Origin of the sequence: Antiquaquibacter metalliresistens, from assembly GCF_029211225.1 — a bacterium.
Taxonomy (GTDB): domain Bacteria; phylum Actinomycetota; class Actinomycetes; order Actinomycetales; family Microbacteriaceae; genus Rhodoglobus; species Rhodoglobus metalliresistens.
Map to the genome: position 1 here is coordinate 253,503 of NZ_JARGEM010000006.1, position 16,960 is coordinate 270,462.

Genomic DNA, 16,960 nt, shown 5'->3' on the forward strand with positions numbered 1-16,960 from the left:
TGAATCGACCCCGAGAAGAAGGAGTGCGCCATGTTCGGTAACGCATTCGGATGGCCGCATCTGCTCATCATCCTCGCGGTCGTGCTCTTGCTGTTCGGAGCGCCGAAGCTCCCCGGTCTCGCCCGCAGCATCGGTCAGTCCATGCGCATCTTCCGCAGTGAAGTGAAGACCATGAAAGACGAGAACGGCAACGATGTTCCCGCCGCCGACGGCGACGGTGACGATTCGGCGGCGTCCGGCAGCACCACGAGCCCGACGAAGCCCAAGCCGAAGTCCTAGGCGCCATGGCCACCCAGAGCGGGCGGTGGCGCGCCAAAGACAGTGAGCGGCGCATGTCGCTCGCTGAGCACCTCATCGAGCTGCGCAAACGGCTCGTGATCTCCGCCATCGCGATCGTCGCCGCCGCGGTGATCACCTTCATTGATTGGGGATGGGTCGCGAGCCTGTTCGGGCTGACGCTGCCGCTGGGCAGCCTCACCGACTTCGTCAAGAACGGCATGCAGGTGCCGATCGACCGCATCGCCGAACAGCACGCGGCATTGATCAGCTACACGACCGTCTCACAGGCCTTCGACCTGCACCTGCAGATCGGCCTGACGATCGCGATCCTGATCGCGAGCCCGATCTGGCTGTACCAGATCTTCGCCTTTCTGGTGCCGGGACTCACAAGCCGCGAGAAGCGCTACACCTTCGGGTTCTTCTTCACCGCGGTGCCGCTCTTCCTCGCCGGCGGCGTGGTCGGCTGGATTCTGTTCCCGCACATGGTCGAACTGCTCGCGTCGTTCACCCCGCCGCAGGCTGCGACCTTCCTCGACGCGCGCTACTACTACGACTTCATCATCAAGCTCGTGCTGGCCGTCGGCGTCGGATTCGTGCTGCCGGTCTTCCTCGTGCTGCTGAACTTCGTCGGCGTGCTCACCGGCAAGGCGATCCTGAAGGGCTGGCGCGTAGCCGTGCTCGTGATCACGCTGTTCTGCGCCATCGCGACGCCCTCCGTGGACGTGGTCTCGATGTTCCTCCTGGCGATCCCGATGGTCGCGCTCTACTTCGCCGCGGTCGGGGTCGCGCTGATCCACGACCGGCTGGTCGCCCGGCGCCAGGCCGCGATCGACACCGACGCGGTCGTGCCGCTCCGCGAACTGTGAGCGACCAGCTGAGCCCCGCGGAGCGGTTCGCGGCGTCGAAGCGTCGAAGCGGGCATCCCGTGCTCGAGGCGTTCCGGGCGGCGCAGCGCTTCGATCTCGACCCGTTCCAGATCGCCGCGTGCGAGGTGGTCGAGGACGGCAAGAGCGTGCTCGTCGCCGCACCCACGGGTGCCGGCAAGACGGTCGTCGCCGAGTTCGCGATCTACCGAGCCATGCAGCAGCACTCGGACAAGGTGTTCTACACCGCGCCGATGAAGGCGCTCAGCAACCAGAAGTTCAACGAACTCGTCGCCGAGTACGGCGCCGATCAGGTGGGCCTGCTCACCGGCGACACGAACATCAATTCGCACGCGCGCGTGGTGGTGATGACCACCGAGGTGCTGCGCAACATGCTCTACGCCGACTCCGACCTGCTGAAGAACCTGTCGTGCGTGGTGATGGACGAGGTGCACTTCCTGGCCGACCGGTTCCGCGGGGCCGTGTGGGAGGAGGTCATCATCCACCTCCCGCCGCACGTGACGATGGTCTCGCTCAGCGCGACGGTCTCCAATGCGGAGGAGTTCGGCGACTGGCTGCAGGCGGTGCGGGGCGACACCGAGGTGATCGTCTCGGAGGAGCGTCCCGTGCCGCTCGACCAGCACATCCTGATGCGCACCAAGCTCATCGACCTCTTCGACTCCTCGGGGCTCGCCGCCACCCACAGGGTGAATCCCGAGCTGGTGCAGATGGCGCGCTACGGCGGGCGCACGCTCAGCTCGCGACAGATGAAGGACGTGGGCCGCTACCACTCGCGCGGTGGCCGTCCCGAGAATCAGCGGATGCTGCGTGGCGACGTCGTGAAGCTCCTGGACTCCAAGAACCTGCTGCCGGCGATCTTCTTCGTGTTCTCCCGCGCCGGTTGCGACCAGGCGGTGCAGCAGGTGCTGCGTTCGGGTGTGAAGCTCACCACGCAGCCGGAACGGGACGAGATCCGGGCCATCGTGGAGGAGCGCTGCCGCACGCTGCTCGACGAGGACCTCGCCGTGCTGGGGTACTGGGACTGGCTCTCCGGGCTCGAGCGGGGCGTGGCATCCCACCACGCGGGCCTACTGCCCGCGTTCAAGGAGGTCGTCGAGGAGCTCTTCCAGAAAAAGCTGGTCAAGGTCGTGTTCGCGACCGAGACGCTCGCGCTCGGGATCAACATGCCGGCACGCACCGTGGTGCTCGAGAAGCTCGAGAAGTTCAACGGCGAGGCGCGGGTGCCGATCACGCCGGGGGAGTACACGCAGCTCACCGGCCGCGCCGGACGCCGGGGGATCGACGTGGAGGGGCACTCCGTGATCCAGTGGGTCGACGGGCTCGATCCGCAGGCGGTGGCATCCCTGGCCTCCCGCCGCACCTATCCGCTGAACTCGAGCTTCAAGCCGACGTACAACATGGCGGTCAACCTCATCGCGCAGTTCGGTCGGGAACGCACGCGCGAGATCCTCGAGTCGAGCTTCGCGCAGTTCCAGGCCGACCGGGCCGTGGTCGACCTCGCGCGCAAGGTTCGATCGCAGGAAGACTCGCTCGCCGGCTACCGAAAGTCGATGACGTGCCACCTCGGCGACTTCGTGGAGTACTCGACGATCCGTCGCGAGCTCACGGACCTCGAGCGCAAGGGCCTCTCGAACACGGCGAGCCGCGCCGAGCGCGACAAGCGGCAGCGGCAGCTGCAAGAGCTGCGCAGACGGATGAAGCAGCATCCCTGTCACGCCTGCCCCGAGCGCGAGCAGCACGCCCGCTGGGCCGAGCGCTACTGGAAGCTCAAGCGCGAGACCAACCAACTCTCGCAGCAGATCCGCAGCAGAACCGGTGCCGTCGCCAAGATCTTCGACCGGGTCACCGACGTGCTCGTCGAGCTGGGCTACGTCACGACGGGCGCGACCGACCTCGAGCTCACGGCGCCGGGCCGGATGCTGCGCCGCATCTACGGCGAGCGAGACCTGCTCGTCGCCGAGTCGCTGCGCCGCGGCTTCTGGGACGAGCTGGACGCGGCATCCCTCGCCGCCATGGCCACCACCCTGGTGTACGAGCCCCGCCGCGAGGAGGGGCAGCTCGGCGACCGTCACCTGCCACGCGGACGGTTCCGCGAGGCCTTCGACCGCACCGGCTCGCTCTGGTCGGACCTCGACGATCTCGAGCGCCGCAACAAACTCCCCGGGAGTCAGCCCCTGTCCACCGGCCTGGCGCTCGCGATGTATCGCTGGGCCAGTGGCACGTCGCTCGATGCGGTGCTGCGCGAGGCGGACATGGCGGCGGGAGACTTCGTGCGCTGGAGCAAGCAGACCATCGACCTGCTGGACCAGCTCTCCGTGGTCGCGGACGGCGAGGTCGGTCGAACCGCCCGTCGAGCGCTCGATCAGATTCGGCGCGGCATCGTCGCGTACAGTTCTGTCGCGTGAGCGCGCATGCACCGGTGATCGAGCCGGCCCCGGAGGTGGTCGAGCCCGCTTCGATGGCCGCACCCACCTCGGTGATCGAGCCCCTCGAGACCCGCCCGATCCTGCCACTGGGGGCCGCGCTCATCGTGGCGCTCGCCTCCGGTCCCGTGCTCGATGCCGGCTTCCCTGACAAGGGCATCTGGCCGCTGACCTTCGTGGGGATCGGCCTGGTGCTGATCACCCTCATCGGCCGCACCGTCGCATCCGCGGCGCTCGTGGGTTTCACGGCCGGCGCGAGCTTCTATTTCACTCACATTTTCTGGGCATCGCTCTTCCTCGGCCCCGTGCCCATGTCGGCGCTCTCGGTGCTCGAGTCGCTGTTCTTCGCGGCCGGGGCGGTGGCGATCGCACTGGCCTACCGCTGGCTCCCGCGCGCGTTTCCCACCCCGCTCGGGCGCCTCGGGCTGCTGCCGGTGGCGATCGCCGGCCTCTGGACGGCGCGGGAGGCCTGGGCGAGCGTGTGGCCGTACGGCGGCTTCGCGTGGGGCCGGGTCGCGCTGTCGCAATCCGAGTCGCCGCTCGCACCGCTGTTCGCGTGGCTCGGCATCTCGGGCGTCAGCTTCGTGATGGTGCTCCTGGTCGCGGCGACGATCGAGGCGATCCGTTTCGTCGGCGTCTCGGGGCTCACCCGCGCGCTCGCACCGGCCGCCCTCGCCTTCGTGCTGCTCGCCGCGCCGGCCTTCCCGGTGGCCACCGACGGCACATTGCGCGTCGCCGCGGTGCAGGGCAACGCGAAAGCCGGCTATTTCGATCAGCGCGAGCCCGGCGACCTGCTCCAGGCCCAAGTGGATGCCACGGCCCCGCTCTTCGGCCAGAAGGACATCGACGTGGTGCTCTGGCCCGAGGGCGCCACCGACCGCAGTCCGCTCAGCGACCCCTACACCGCGAGTGTCTTCGACCTGATCACCGAGGAGTTCGATGCGCCGCTCGTGGGCTGGGCGGTCACTGAGCGTGATGGCAGGTTCTACAACACGGAGATCCTCTGGGAGCCGGGCAAGGGCGCGACCGACCTCTACGACAAGCGCCATCCGGTGCCGTTCGGCGAGTACGTGCCCGACCGGGCGTTCTGGGAGCCGTTCGCGCCCGACCTGATCGGACTCATCCAGCGCGAGTACACGCCGGGGAGTACCGACACGGTGTTCGAGATCGGCGACGTGCTCGTCGGCATCAACATCTGCTTCGACATCGTCGACGACCAGGTGCTGCGGGAGTCCGTGCAGGAGGGCGCCCAACTGATCTTCGCCTCGACCAACAACGCGGACTTCGGCATGACCGACGAGAGCGCCCAGCAGCTCGCCGTCGCCCGCATCCGCGCCATCGAGCTCGGCCGCAGCGTCGTGAACATCTCCACCGTGGGCATCAGCGCGGTCATCGCCCCGGACGGCTCGATCCAGAGTCGGCTCCCGTGGTTCGAGCCGGGCAGCATGGTGGAGGATGTCGCGTTGAGCGACACGGTCACGCCCGCGATCCTCATCGGGCGGCAGCTCGAGTGGTTCGTCGCCGGCCTCGGTCTCGGCGCGCTGCTCGCGGGCGGGGCGTATGCCCTCGGACGGCGGCGGCGTGGCTGAGACGCTGATCATCGTGCCGACCTACAACGAGGCGGGGGGCATCCGGGAGATTCTCGAGCGCATCCGCACGGCCGTGCCCGATGCCGACGTCCTCGTCGTCGACGATGCCAGCCCCGATGGCACGGGCGCGCTGGTCGACCGGGTCGCCGCGACCGACGATCGCGTGCGTGCGCTGCACAGGGCCGGGAAGGACGGCCTCGGCAAGGCCTACCTCGCCGGCTTCGCGATCGCCCTCGATGAGGGCTACCGCTACGTGGTGGAGATCGACGCGGACGGATCGCACGATCCCGTCGAACTGCCCGGGATGATCGCGGCGGCTCGCGCGGGCGCGGACCTCGTGATCGGCTCGCGCTGGGTCTCCGGCGGGGCCGTGCGCAACTGGCCAGCGCATCGCAGGGCGATCTCGCGTGCCGGCAACGCCTACGCGCGCACCGTGCTGCGCTCGCACATCCACGACATCACGGCCGGCTACCGCGTCTTCCGGGCGGATGCGCTGCGAGGGCTCGGACTCGAGACGGTCGCCTCGCAGGGATATTGCTTTCAGGTGGAACTCGCCTGGCGCCTCGAGCGGTCCGGAGGCGTCGTCATCGAGCACCCCATCACGTTCGTCGAACGCGCCACCGGCCGTTCGAAGATGCACACCGGCATCGTGGCGGAGGCGCTGATCAGGGTCACGGCCTGGGGGATCGCCGCGACCCTGAAGCGCTAAGCGCCGATCTTGTCCTGGCCGCGACGGGCGCGCAGGAAGTCGAGACGCTCCTGGAGCAGCTCCTCCAGTTCGGCACGTGTGCGGCGCTCGAGCAGCATGTCCCAGTGGCTGCGGGGGACCTTGACGTCCGCTTCGTCCAACACCACGGGCTTGCCGTCGTCGTCGAGCAGGATGCCCTCTTGCCCCGTCTTGGGGGACTCCCACTGCTGGGGCACTTCGGCATCCGCCGCGAAGGTCACCTCGAACTCGGTGCCGTCCGCCGTGCGGTAGACGCTCTTCTTTCGGGGGGAGAATTCGACGCCGACTTCGCTCTGTAGGCTCTGCGTGCCGAGTCTCATGCCCCGCAAACTCCGGTCTGCCATTGTGTGGCCTCCTCAATCGCGATCGCTACCAGGTATAAACCCACAAGCTGGGCATAACCTTCCAGGCGAGCGAGGGGATCCGGCACTCCCAGGTGACTGTCAGGTTCGGGAGGCGACGACCTCGAGTGCCAGGTCGACGCGATCGGTCACGATGCCGTCGACGCCGAGGTCGAGCAGGTGCCCCATACGCTGCGGATCATTCACTGTCCAGACATGGATCTCGACGCCCGCGGCATGCAGCCGATCGATGAAGCCGCGGGTCGTGACCCGCATGCCGAGCGCCTTCTCCGGCACCTGCACCGCGACGAGCCCGCGCAGCGATCCGCGCACCGCGGGGGAGACGCCCAGCTTGCCCGCCACGAGCGCGGTCGCAAAACGGCGGGCGGATGCCGAACTCACGACCCCGGGCAGCTGCCGCAGTGCCGCGGCACGCCGTCCCTCGTCGAAGGAGGACACGAGCACACGGTTGCTGGCCCCTGCGGCGAGGATCGCGCGCACGGTGGGTTCCACGGCATCCTTCGCCTTGATGTCGATGTTGAATCGGGTCTCGGGAAAGGCGTCGAGCGCCTCGGCGAGGGTGGGAAACGACTGCCCGTGCCCCAGGTCGACGCGCCGCAGTTCCGGCGCGGTCAGCTGAGACACCCGCACCGGCCGGCCGGCGACACGTTTGAGGTCGGAATCGTGCGCGATGATCGCGACCCCGTCGTGGCTGGCGTGGACGTCGGTCTCCACGTACTCGGCACCGGCCGAGACCGCGTAGGCGAACGAGAGCAGCGTGTTCTCCGGCGCCTCGAGCGCGAGCCCGCGATGGGCGAACAGGCGCGGCAGCGCGGGGGAGAGGTAGTGCTGCTCGTCGCTACTTGGCCGGCGTGCCCTTGCCACCGAAGAATCCCTGACTGACGCCCTTCAGCGCCTCCGTGAGCTCCGAGGGGATGATCCACATCTTGTTGGAGTCGCCCTCGGCGAGCTTGGGCAGCGTCTGCAGGTACTGGTACGCCAGCAGGTCTGCGGAAGGCCCGCCGGCGTGGATGGCGCCGAACACGGTCGTGATCGCCTCGGCCTCGCCCTGCGCCCGGAGTACCTGGGCCTTCGCGGCACCCTCTGCCTCGAGGATCGCCGCCTGACGAGCACCCTCGGCGGTGAGGATCGCGGACTGCTTCGTCCCCTCGGCCGTCAGGATCAGCGCACGACGGTCGCGCTCGGCGCGCATCTGCTTCTCCATCGAGTCCTGGATGGAGACGGGCGGGTCGATCGCCTTGAGCTCGACCCGTCCCACGCGGATGCCCCACTTGCCGGTCGACTCGTCGAGCACGGCCCGCAGTTGGTTGTTGATGTTGTCGCGGGAGGTGAGCGCCTCTTCCAGGTTGAGCCCGCCGACGACGTTGCGCAACGTGGTGGTGGTCAGCTGCTCGACGGCGCCGAGGTAGTTTGCGATCTCGTAGGTGGCGGCACGGGCATCCGTCACCTGGAAGAAGACCACCGTGTCGATCGAGACGACGAGGTTGTCCTCGGTGATCACCGGCTGCGGCGGGAACGAGACGACCTGCTCGCGCATGTCGATGAGGGGCCGCAAGCGGTCGATGAACGGCACCAGGATGTTCAGCCCAGGACTCAACGTCTTGTGATATCGACCGAGCCGCTCCACGATGCCCGCGCTGGCCTGCGGGATGATGCGGATCGCACGGAACAGCACGACCAGCACGAAGATCGCCAGGACGGCGAGCAGGATGACGACGAAGATCTGTCCGATGAACGCTCCGGGATCAAGCATCTGATGTCCTCTCGGTTGTGGTCGGGCCGCTCGCCGCGGGTGCGACCTCGGCGATGGAACCATGGATGCGGGTGACGACCACCCGCTCGGTCTCGCGCACGACGGCGTCGGCGGCGGCCGGCGCCAGTCGCGCCGTCCAGGTCTCGCCGTTGTCGAGCTTCACCGTGCCGGAGCCTTCGACGAAGTCGCGCATCACGCGACCGCCGAGCCCGTACAGCGCGTCGACGTTGCTGGGCGTGGGATCCCCGCCCTTGCGCAGGGTCTTCAGCAGCAGCGGACGGATGGTGAACAGCAGCAGCGCGGACAGGATCGCGGCGAGCCCGATCTGCACCCACCACGGCCAGCCCAGCAGGTTGGCGCCAAGGCCGCCGATCAGGCTGCCCGCGGCGATCATGAGGAATGTGAACTCGAGGGTGAGCAGTTCGATCACCACGAACAGCACCACGAGGGCCAGCCAGAGAATCCAGAGATAGTCGGTCAGGTCCGGGAACATCGCACCTCTCCTGCTGCGGTGTCAGTCGTCACCGTCGGCATCTCGACGCTACCATCCGACGGTGGCCGGTAGGGTCGGATGCGTGAACAGTCTCAACCCTCTCGCTCCCGGCTCCCTGGCCGGCAAGCGCGCCCTCGTGACCGGATCCTCGCGCGGCATCGGCGCCGACACCGCGAGCTACTTCGCGGCCGCCGGCGCACGGGTCGCCATCAACTACCGCAATAAGGAGGCACGAGCGTTGAAGCTCGTCTCACAGATCGCGGATGCCGGGGGAGAGGCCATCGCGATCGGCGCCGACCTCACCGAACCCCAGTCCGTCGCTGGGCTGGTCGAGGCGGTGAAGGAGGAGTTCGGCGGTCTCGACTTCCTCGTGCTCAACGCCTCCGGCGGCATGGAGTCCGGCATGGCCGAGGACTACGCGATGCAGCTGAACCGGGATGCGCAGGTCGCGTTCCTGAACGCCGCCCGCCCGCTGCTCTCGGCCGGCTCGCGCGTCGTGTTCGTCACGAGCCACCAGGCGCACTTCATCCGCACCGTGCCGACCATGCCCGAGTATCTGCCGGTCGCGCTCTCGAAGCGCGCGGGGGAGGACGCGCTGCGCGAGATGATCCCGTCACTCGAGGCCGACGGCATCGAGTTCGTCGTGGTCACCGGCGACATGATCGAGGGCACGATCACCGCGACGCTGCTGCAGCGCGCGAACCCGGATGCGATCGAGTCGCGTCGGCAGGCGGCGGGTCGGCTCTACAACGTCGGCGAGTTCGCGGCCGAGGTCGCCCTCGCCGCGGTGGAACCGATCCCGGCCGACCACACACGCTACGTCGGCGACGTCTCCGGCTTCCAGCAGGCCTGAGGATCGCGCGGTGAGCTTCCGCGCCACCAGCCGCGTGCTGCTCTTCGACGAGACCGGCCGGGTGCTGCTCTTTCTGCAGTACGGCAAGTCGCACGACGTGCCGCCGCGATGGATGACCCCAGGGGGCGGCGTGGACCCGGGGGAGGATCACGACCAGGCCGCCATCCGCGAGCTGTTCGAGGAGACGGGGCTCGTGCTCGACGCCATCGAGCCGCCGTTTCTGACGGAGGATTTCGCGCCGGACCAGCGTTGGCATCCCTACGACACCGGTCGCTGGTCCTGGTACATCGTGCGCACGACGCGGTTCGAACCCGACCGCGCCGCGTGGACCGACGAAGAGCAGGCGGATGTCGTGCGCTGGCGCTGGCTGTCGGCCGACGAGCTCGAGGCCGAGGGTTTCGACTACGAGCCGGCGAACCTGCCGGAGCTGATCGCCGAGTGGAGCAGACATGAGTGAACTTCCCGTATTCGAGCTCGATGACCTCGAGGCGGCGGCGCCGTTCGCCGTGGCATCCTTCGACGTCGACGATGCCGCACGACTGGGCACCATCGCGCTCGAGGTGATCCGCGAGCACGGCTGGAGCCTGGCGATCGACATCGTGCTGGGGGAGACCCTCGTCTTTCGCGCCATGACCGGCGAGACCGGTGAGGGCAACGTGCGATGGCTGGCCGGCAAGGCCGCGGTGGCCCGGCACTACGGCGTGCCGTCGCTGCTGGCCAAGCGCCGCCTGGAGGCCGCCGGACGCACGGTCACCGACGACGGGCTGGATGCCGACAGCCATCCCGCCTACGGGGGTGCGATCCCGATCCTCGTGGGCGGCGACGTGATCGGCACGGTCACGGCGTCGGGGGAGCCGGATGTCATCGACCACGCCGCGGCCGCAGAGGCGGTTCGGCGGTTCCTCGCGACGACGTGAGCGCTCGAGACGGCGCTCCCACGCCGAAGTCGACGATCAGCGGCGAGGACTGGTACGGCCACGAGTTCATCGGGGTGCGTCTTCGCGAGGCCGATCTCTCGAAGGCGCAGTGTGCACGTTCGACCTTCGGTGGCTGCGATCTCTCCGGCGCCGTCCTGCAGGGCGCCGACTTCACCGACGCCGATCTACGTGGGAGCGCCCTCGGCGACATCGACCCGCAGACCGTGACGCTCCAGGGCGCCAGCGTGACGAGCGCTCAGGCCGTCGAGATCGCCCGTGGACTCGGACTCATCGTGGATGAAGGCTGACGAGCCGCTTCTCCGGCGGTGCCGCTGCATCCGATAATGCCTGTTTTGTCGCCCAGGCGAGGCAAACCTCCGCACCAGCGGAGTGCATCCCTCCGGGGTGGCCGCGCCTGGCTGTCTGGGGCGCGGATAGATGCGCGCTCGAACCGCGTTCCGTGGGCTGCAAACCCTACGAGCGCCAAGCTCAGATCGACGCTGGAGCCACTCTGCCCGAGAGAACTCCGAGAGGGTCGAAGCTGGTGCGGCGAGTCGCGGGATGCGCCCACCCTTGCGGGTGCTGAGCGGCGCATCCCGCGCCGCCTCACCAGCGTACCGGGTCACCACCGGGGATGCCCTCGATTCGAGGCAGTGTCGCGCCTACGCTCACGGCCCCTCAAGGGCGCTTCGCGTCGCTGCGCGATCGCGCTCCGCGCGCCCCTTGACCGGCCTCCGCTTCGCCGCTTCGATCCCGGATCGAGGGCATCCCCTCCGAGCAGGGTTCCACGCGCGCGCGAGGCGCACGGCCCCGTGCCCCTCCGGAGATATGTAACTAAGGATCAAGAGAGGAGGCCCCGGCTCGGATCGGAGCGGGGGCCTCGTGCAAACGGCTTGCCCATAGTCGCACGAAACGCCGTTCGCGGCCACCAGGGGCGCGCTCAGGCCCGCGCGCAGCACCGGGCAGGCCCGGCGCCGCACGCAGCCCTGTACGTGCCGCAGGAGGGGGCGGGCGGTCGATACGGGCTACGGGCACAGCGCAGCTGTGCGAGAGTGGCGCGTGGCGGCCGAGCGACCCCACGCGAGATCTCCGCTCGAGGTGACCGACGCCGCCGGCACTATTGGCCGGCGGGCCGCGCAGCGGCTCCGACTTCAGGTCTCCCAGCCCCGCCTCACGAGCTGATCGCTCGCCGCACACCACCGCGGACCCTCGTCTATCGCCTGCGCGGCGAGCTCGCGGTGTAGACCGTCGAGCACGCGCGCCGATAATGCACATTATGTCAACTAGAAATCACTCTATGTGCAGGAATCGCACATAGAGTGAAAATGGATAACACCTGCGGCACTCTCCCATTCAGCCTCTGATCAGGGATTTTTCGATTTGCCGTTCCCACGCGGGCATGGATTCTGACGAGCCGATCACGTCGAATCCGGCGCGAGCCACCGGCCATCTGATCAGGCATTTCGTGGAAGGTAGTTGCAGGTTTCGCACACTGTGTGCGATTCTTGCTACCACGCTCGAGGGTCGGAGGCGTGGTGGAACGCGACGACAACGTCATCCTGTTCGCCCCGTTCGGCGGTGCTGCTCCCGACCCTGAGCTGTTTCTCGCCGGGGTGCTCGACGGCTGGGAGAGGCAGCAGCGGTCGAAGGACTTCTCGGCCGGCACGATCCGCACCAGGAGGGCTCTGGTGCTGAATCTGGTCGATTTCAGCGGTCGCTACCCGTGGGAGTGGACCTTCGCCGACGTCGATGACTTCTTCGCCCACGCTCGTGGTGTCCGCAACCTCTCGCATTCGACGGTGCGGTCGTATCAGACGTCGATCAAGCTGTTCTGCGACTACGCGTGCGATCCGCGCTACGACTGGAACGAGCAGAGCGGTCGGCTGTTCGGGCAGCTGTTCTCTCAGGTCGTCACGGAGTTCAACCGGGTCACTCATTCGCAGCCGTCCGAGGCTCGGCCCGCGAAGCGCCCGTTCACGCCCCGCGAGCTGCAGGAGCTGTTCGATCTGGCGGATCTCGAGGTAACCCGGATCCTGGACTCCGGCCGCCGCTCCCCCGTCGCCGCATGGCGCGACGCGGTCGCGTTCAAGACCGCCTACGGCTGGGGACTGCGATCCAACGAGTTGCGACATCTGCAGCTCGTCGATCTGTCCAGCAATCATCGGGCCCCGTACTTCGGCGAGTACGGGGTGCTGCGAGTGCGGTGGGGCAAGCCCCATCGCGGCTCGGCGAAGAAGGTCCGCTCCGTCCTCACGGTGTGGGAATGGAGCGCCCAGGTGCTGCGCGACTGGGTCGAGAACGGGCTCCCGATCTTCGGACAACCGATCAACGACCTGTTCCCGACCAGCGGCGGAGCCGTGGTCGGCGAATCCCACCTCCTCGACCGGCTACGCGGCTACATCGACGAGCTCGGGTTCCCCCCGGGCCTGGACCTGCACTCGTTCCGCCGCGCCTATGCGACCAACCTCATCACCGGCGAGGGCTTCGACGTGTCGTTCGTGCAGATGCAGCTCGGCCACGAGCACGCCTCGACCACCTCGATCTACTCGATCCCCTCCCCCGACTATCAGACCCGTGCCCTGCAGCAGGCGCACGAGCGCACCCTCGCCGCCGCGAAACAGCTACCGAGAAGGAGAGAACCGTGACTCGTCGAGAGATCGAATACACCTGGCGGGCACGGGAGGTCATGGCCCGCCGCCACGTCTTCCTCGCCAAGGACCTCGCTCCCCTGCTCCACGAGCGCGGGATCACCCTGACCGCGAATGCGATCTGGCGGATCGTGAAGGACGACCCCGAGCGCATCTCGCTCAAGCTGCTCGTAGCCCTCGCGGACGCGCTGGACGTGGGCATTGACGAGCTGGTCACCTTCACCGCGCACGACGCGAAGACGATCCGCACCCGCCGTGCCGCCGGCGACGGCCTGCCCGACATCCGCGACTACCGTCCCGTCCGGGCCCGGATCGTCGACGACGATGACCAGTAGCGGAGGCCGGCCGGCAGTCGGCGGCAACGGCTCAGCCCGTCCGGCGACCATCCGCAGCCTCACCGAGCCCCGGCGTCGCGGCCGTCCCAGGTCGGTCGGGAGCCATCGTTGCGACCGATGCTGCAACGATGTTCCCAAGATCCGGGTCCGCTGGCCGGACGGCTCTATCTGCGGGGCGTGCTTCACCGCCGCGACCCACAGCTACGGCATCTGTGCCGCCTGCGGGGTCCACCGGATGGTGCCCGGCCGCTCCCGCCTCGGGGAGGCGATCTGCCGCGACTGCGCCGGGATCAGCACGGAGCTGTCGTGCGCCCGCTGCGGCAGCGAAGCCGAACGGGTCCGCGGCGGCCTGTGCGCCCGGTGCGTCTTGCGAGACGAGCTCGAACACCTCCTGCAGCCAGCTGAGGACCGTCGTCTGCAGGCTCTCATTGCGGCGCTCGTCGATGCTGAGCGCCCGGAAAGCCTCATCACCTACACCCGTGGCGCGAAGGCGCGAGACCTACTCACCCGGATCGGCAGCCGTGAACTCGATCTCACCCACACCGCGTTCGACGCCCTCCCCCGCTCGACCGCCGCGGAGCACCTGCGTGCGCTGCTGACCCACCACGGCGTGCTCCCGGACCGCGGCAGCGACCCCGTCGCCGTCTTCAAGACCTGGCTCGCCGGCCGGCTCTCCACTCTTCCCGACGACGGCACCCGCTCGAGTATCGAGCAGTTCGCAACCTGGCGGCATCTGCGCCGCATCCGGGAGCGCGAGCACGACGACTCGCGCAATCTCACCACCGTCACGCATGCCGCAAAGCAGGAGATCACCGAAGCCGGAAAGTTCCTGACCTGGCTGCGCGACGCTCACGACGTCGGACCGAACGGCATCCAGCAGGCCCACGTCGACGAGTACCTCAGCGCCGGCACTACCACGCGTCGCCACATCCGCAACTACCTGCACTGGCTTGATCCGAGTCCGACCCGGCGTTTCCGGAAGATCGACGCTCCGTACCGGATCGCGAACTCCACGCCGATCGTCACCCAGGAGCAGCGACTGCAGATGGTGCGCAACTGCCTCGAGTTCGACCAGGTGGTCCTCTCCACCCGGATCGCGGGACTAATCCTGCTGCTGTGGGCGCAGCCCCTGAACCGGATCGTCATGCTCCGGCGTCGCGACATATCGCCCCGCATCGACGGGCTCTACCTGACCTTCGGGACGGTGCCCAGCATCGTGCCACCCGAGCTCGCCGACACCTTCGGCGACTACTTCGCCCATCCCTCCAACCAGCAGACCGGGAACACCGGAACAGACTGGCTGTTCCCCGGCACCCGCGCGGGCCGGCACCTGCACGAGAACACGCTCAGCGAGCGGCTCAAGATTCTCGGCATCGACGCCCAACGCGTCCGCAACGCGACCCTGCAGGATCTGACGCAGCAAGTAGACGCCCGGTCTTTGATCGACCTGCTCGGCTACAGCGGGACCGTCATCACCCTGCATGCGGCGCGAGCAGGCACACCCATGTCCGACTACGTCGACCTCCGGCAGCCAAGATGAGCGCGCAAGCAACCGTAGCGGCGTGACTTCGGGCTAGGACGAGGGCTCCTTCCCGGCGTGCTCAGCAAGGATTCGAGCATGACGCCGGACCACTTCGCTTTCGAGTGCTCGACGCGCCGCGGACTCGCCGATCTGACCGGACGCAGACTCACCGAAACCGGGAACGACTTCGGTCAGCTCTCGATAGTCAGCGGCAGAGAGCACTACTGCGACGACCCGCCCGCGGGAAGTGATGCCGACCACTGAGTTGGTGGCCTCGACGTCCGCGACAATCGCAGAGAATTGGCGCTTGGCCTGCGCGACCGTGAACGTCTCCACAGTCATCACTCTAGATGTGCTGGAGATGCCGAGAGCTTAGCCCGCAGGATCATCCAGAGCGTCAGCATGCGAGCCGAGGGCCTTTCGCAAAGCATCCTCACTGCCGTACTCCTGCAGCAAGAACGCGCGACCAGCGGCTGCGGCCGCATCGCCGGTGAGCACAACGGTCGGCTTTCCCAGCGGAACGTGCGAATCCGTCAGCAGGGCAGCCAACTCCTCGTAGTCAACTTCCTGCGCCACTATTGCCCTCTCCCCTCTTTTGGCACCCTGAGCCTACGGCTGAAAAGTTGACGGTTCGGTGAGATGAAACCAGCAAATATCTCGATGAGCCAGAAACGGTTCCCCAACGGACTTCCGCCGAGATGCACGGCGCCGGCGGAGCCCCTGCGCTTCCCGAAACAGTCGCTAAGTCGTAGCGTCGATGTAATGACCGGAAACTCCCGACAGCCAGCCGCGGATGTCGCTGCACGGCGACGCATCGTGGAAGAGGCGGTCCACAGCAGTGAGATGGAGGGCTTGGCGGTCAGTTCCGAGACACTTCAAGATGCCGAGGAATACATCAATGGAGAGATCGACGCTCACGAGCTGGTGACGCGCACTCGCGCCCGGCACGGCCTCGACTAGTCCGAGCTTCGAGTCGGACAGCAACGCCCACGGGCTCCTCACCGCAGCCCTCGGACGCGGACTCGTCGCGCTCCGCGAATCGACCGGTCCACCCTCCAAGCGCCAGGCCGCGGAGACCTTCGAACTCCGGCTGCTATCAACCGCATACACTCGATGCCTCACAGTCAGGAGCGCAATGGCCATCGACTCATCGGGCTGGCTAGACGAGACGAAGGCGAAGCTGCGACGCGGCAACAAGGTGCTCTTCGATCTGAAGAGCCCGCTGTTCTCGGATCTGGCGAACGTCATCAGTCACGAGGGCCACAAGGTGATGGTGCTCTGGGCGCTGGAGTGCGCGTCGACAGCCGTCGAGACCCTGCGGGAGCGATACCCGGACGAGCTGCGCCCGCAGGTCGCGCTGGACAAGGCGCGGGCTTGGGCTGCTGGTGAGGTGAAGATGCGGGTCGCTCAGCGGGCGATCCTGGACTGCCACGCCGTTGCCAAGGAACTGGATTCGTCGGTCGACGTCGCGCTCTGCCATGCCATTGGTCAAGCATGCGGCGTCGTCCACGCGAACGGTCATGCCCTCGGGTTCCCCGTCTACGAGCTGACCGCGATCGTGCTGACCGAGGGCGTGGAGAACTGCCAGGAACCGGTCCAGCGCCGCGTCGCCGAGTACCTCGAACGCATCGACTACTGGCGCAAGCATCTCGTGGACTACAGCGGCACCTGGGCCGACTTCATGGAACGGTCGGGCCGATCGTGAGCGAGCGACCGATCCATGACGCCCTAGCCAGCCAGCCCTGAGACCGTTCATCCGCCGTGTCGGAACACCATCCATTGACCCTCTTACCTGCTCGGTTTGTCGGGAGATCGCAGCTTGGTGATGACTCCTGCGATGGAGACGATGGCCCAGACGCCTTCCAGGAGGAGGAATCCCCATTGCTTTTCTTGGAGTGCCAGGACTGCGAGCGTCGCGGAGCCAACCAGGTTCAGTACGAGGTAGGTCCAGGAATCATGCTGCAATCGACGCGTTTGGGCGGCGACGAATGCGCCGAGGATCAGCAGGGATCCAGCGATCTGGACGATTTGTTCGAGCATGACAATGCGCCTTTTTCGGAGCGTCGTCTTGTCGTTCCGGGTGACGTCCCGCTGAGTGGTGGAGTTTCTGGACACCGTGCGAGATCTAGCTGAGTTGATTATGCCGCGGTCAGTTCCGGGATCGCCACCTCCTCG

21 protein-coding genes are annotated in these 16,960 nt (G+C 67.6%); 14 read left to right on the forward strand and 7 right to left on the reverse strand.

Translation table 11 applies throughout. The features are described 5' to 3' along the window. Nucleotides 1–30 precede the first annotated feature (30 nt). The 5 genes from tatA to PYV02_RS12755 are packed head-to-tail and all read left to right on the forward strand — an operon-like array spanning nt 31 to nt 5,884. Nucleotides 31–279 carry a Sec-independent protein translocase subunit TatA gene (gene tatA / locus PYV02_RS12735; RefSeq protein ID WP_275759416.1) on the forward strand — a complete coding sequence of 83 codons (249 nt, stop codon included), beginning with the start codon at nt 31–33 and terminating at the stop codon, nt 277–279. A 5-nt stretch (nt 280–284) separates the two neighbouring features. Next, a complete protein-coding gene (gene tatC, locus PYV02_RS12740) occupies nt 285–1,145 on the forward strand; it encodes a twin-arginine translocase subunit TatC (RefSeq protein ID WP_338056622.1) in 861 nt (286 codons plus the stop codon). Beyond that, nucleotides 1,142–3,568 (forward strand): DEAD/DEAH box helicase, encoded by a 2,427-nt coding sequence (locus PYV02_RS12745; protein WP_275759417.1) that lies wholly within the window; start codon nt 1,142–1,144, stop codon nt 3,566–3,568. The genes tatC and PYV02_RS12745 overlap by 4 nt, the downstream gene beginning before the upstream one ends. Beyond that, complete coding sequence (gene lnt, locus PYV02_RS12750) at nt 3,565–5,175, forward strand: apolipoprotein N-acyltransferase (RefSeq protein WP_338056623.1); 1,611 nt, start codon at nt 3,565–3,567, stop codon at nt 5,173–5,175. The genes PYV02_RS12745 and lnt overlap by 4 nt, the downstream gene beginning before the upstream one ends. Continuing rightward, nucleotides 5,168–5,884 carry a polyprenol monophosphomannose synthase gene (locus tag PYV02_RS12755; protein ID WP_275759418.1) on the forward strand — a complete coding sequence of 239 codons (717 nt, stop codon included), beginning with the start codon at nt 5,168–5,170 and terminating at the stop codon, nt 5,882–5,884. Before lnt ends, PYV02_RS12755 begins: the two co-directional genes overlap by 8 nt. Here PYV02_RS12755 and PYV02_RS12760 read toward each other — a convergent pair. From PYV02_RS12760 to PYV02_RS12775, 4 genes are all read right to left on the reverse strand, one after another. Then, on the reverse strand, nt 5,881–6,246 hold the full coding sequence (locus PYV02_RS12760; protein ID WP_275759419.1) for an RNA polymerase-binding protein RbpA: 366 nt from the start codon (nt 6,244–6,246) through the stop codon (nt 5,881–5,883). The two genes, PYV02_RS12755 and PYV02_RS12760, sit on opposite strands and share 4 nt — an antisense overlap. A 99-nt stretch (nt 6,247–6,345) precedes the next feature. Continuing rightward, a complete protein-coding gene (locus tag PYV02_RS12765; protein ID WP_275759420.1) occupies nt 6,346–7,128 on the reverse strand; it encodes a glycerophosphodiester phosphodiesterase family protein in 783 nt (260 codons plus the stop codon). Next, the gene (locus tag PYV02_RS12770; RefSeq protein ID WP_275759421.1) at nt 7,103–8,017 is read right to left on the reverse strand and encodes an SPFH domain-containing protein; all 915 of its coding nucleotides are present in this window, start codon (nt 8,015–8,017) and stop codon (nt 7,103–7,105) included. The genes PYV02_RS12765 and PYV02_RS12770 overlap by 26 nt, the downstream gene beginning before the upstream one ends. Next, nucleotides 8,010–8,510 carry an NfeD family protein gene (locus tag PYV02_RS12775; protein ID WP_275759422.1) on the reverse strand — a complete coding sequence of 167 codons (501 nt, stop codon included), beginning with the start codon at nt 8,508–8,510 and terminating at the stop codon, nt 8,010–8,012. The genes PYV02_RS12770 and PYV02_RS12775 overlap by 8 nt, the downstream gene beginning before the upstream one ends. Before the next feature lie 82 nt (nt 8,511–8,592). Between PYV02_RS12775 and PYV02_RS12780 the strand changes: the two genes are divergently transcribed. The 7 genes from PYV02_RS12780 to PYV02_RS12810 all read left to right on the forward strand — a co-directional run bounded on the left by PYV02_RS12780 (nt 8,593) and on the right by PYV02_RS12810 (nt 14,803). Then, nucleotides 8,593–9,363 (forward strand): SDR family oxidoreductase, encoded by a 771-nt coding sequence (locus PYV02_RS12780; protein WP_275759423.1) that lies wholly within the window; start codon nt 8,593–8,595, stop codon nt 9,361–9,363. 10 nt (nt 9,364–9,373) lie between these two features. Next, nucleotides 9,374–9,820, forward strand: coding sequence for an NUDIX hydrolase (locus PYV02_RS12785; protein ID WP_275759424.1), 447 nt, complete (start codon nt 9,374–9,376; stop codon nt 9,818–9,820). Continuing rightward, complete coding sequence (locus tag PYV02_RS12790) at nt 9,813–10,280, forward strand: heme-binding protein (RefSeq protein WP_275759425.1); 468 nt, start codon at nt 9,813–9,815, stop codon at nt 10,278–10,280. The genes PYV02_RS12785 and PYV02_RS12790 overlap by 8 nt, the downstream gene beginning before the upstream one ends. After that, nucleotides 10,277–10,588, forward strand: a complete 312-nt coding sequence (locus PYV02_RS12795) for a pentapeptide repeat-containing protein (RefSeq protein WP_275759426.1) — start codon at nt 10,277–10,279, stop codon at nt 10,586–10,588. The genes PYV02_RS12790 and PYV02_RS12795 overlap by 4 nt, the downstream gene beginning before the upstream one ends. A 1,224-nt stretch (nt 10,589–11,812) precedes the next feature. Then, on the forward strand, nt 11,813–12,925 hold the full coding sequence (locus PYV02_RS12800) for a tyrosine-type recombinase/integrase (RefSeq protein ID WP_275759427.1): 1,113 nt from the start codon (nt 11,813–11,815) through the stop codon (nt 12,923–12,925). Continuing rightward, on the forward strand, nt 12,922–13,263 hold the full coding sequence (locus PYV02_RS12805) for a helix-turn-helix domain-containing protein (protein WP_275759428.1): 342 nt from the start codon (nt 12,922–12,924) through the stop codon (nt 13,261–13,263). The genes PYV02_RS12800 and PYV02_RS12805 overlap by 4 nt, the downstream gene beginning before the upstream one ends. After that, entirely contained in the window at nt 13,184–14,803 is a 1,620-nt protein-coding gene (locus PYV02_RS12810) for a hypothetical protein (RefSeq protein WP_275759429.1), read from the forward strand. Before PYV02_RS12805 ends, PYV02_RS12810 begins: the two co-directional genes overlap by 80 nt. Nucleotides 14,804–14,836: 33 nt before the next feature. Here the strand turns inward: PYV02_RS12810 and PYV02_RS12815 are convergent, their stop codons facing one another. Then, nucleotides 14,837–15,121: a type II toxin-antitoxin system Phd/YefM family antitoxin gene (locus PYV02_RS12815; protein WP_275759430.1), complete on the reverse strand. Its 285-nt coding sequence runs from the start codon at nt 15,119–15,121 to the stop codon at nt 14,837–14,839. A 36-nt stretch (nt 15,122–15,157) separates the two neighbouring features. Continuing rightward, nucleotides 15,158–15,361, reverse strand: coding sequence for a hypothetical protein (locus tag PYV02_RS12820; protein ID WP_275759431.1), 204 nt, complete (start codon nt 15,359–15,361; stop codon nt 15,158–15,160). Between the two features lie 186 nt (nt 15,362–15,547). Here PYV02_RS12820 and PYV02_RS12825 point away from each other — a divergent pair, with 186 nt between their 5' ends. Further along, nucleotides 15,548–15,745 carry an antitoxin VbhA family protein gene (locus PYV02_RS12825; protein WP_275759432.1) on the forward strand — a complete coding sequence of 66 codons (198 nt, stop codon included), beginning with the start codon at nt 15,548–15,550 and terminating at the stop codon, nt 15,743–15,745. 175 nt (nt 15,746–15,920) lie between these two features. Further along, nucleotides 15,921–16,490: a putative immunity protein gene (locus PYV02_RS12830; protein WP_275759433.1), complete on the forward strand. Its 570-nt coding sequence runs from the start codon at nt 15,921–15,923 to the stop codon at nt 16,488–16,490. 83 nt (nt 16,491–16,573) lie between these two features. Here PYV02_RS12830 and PYV02_RS12835 read toward each other — a convergent pair. Beyond that, on the reverse strand, nt 16,574–16,960 hold a 387-nt coding region (locus tag PYV02_RS12835; RefSeq protein WP_275759434.1), incomplete at its 5' end, for a CBU_0592 family membrane protein.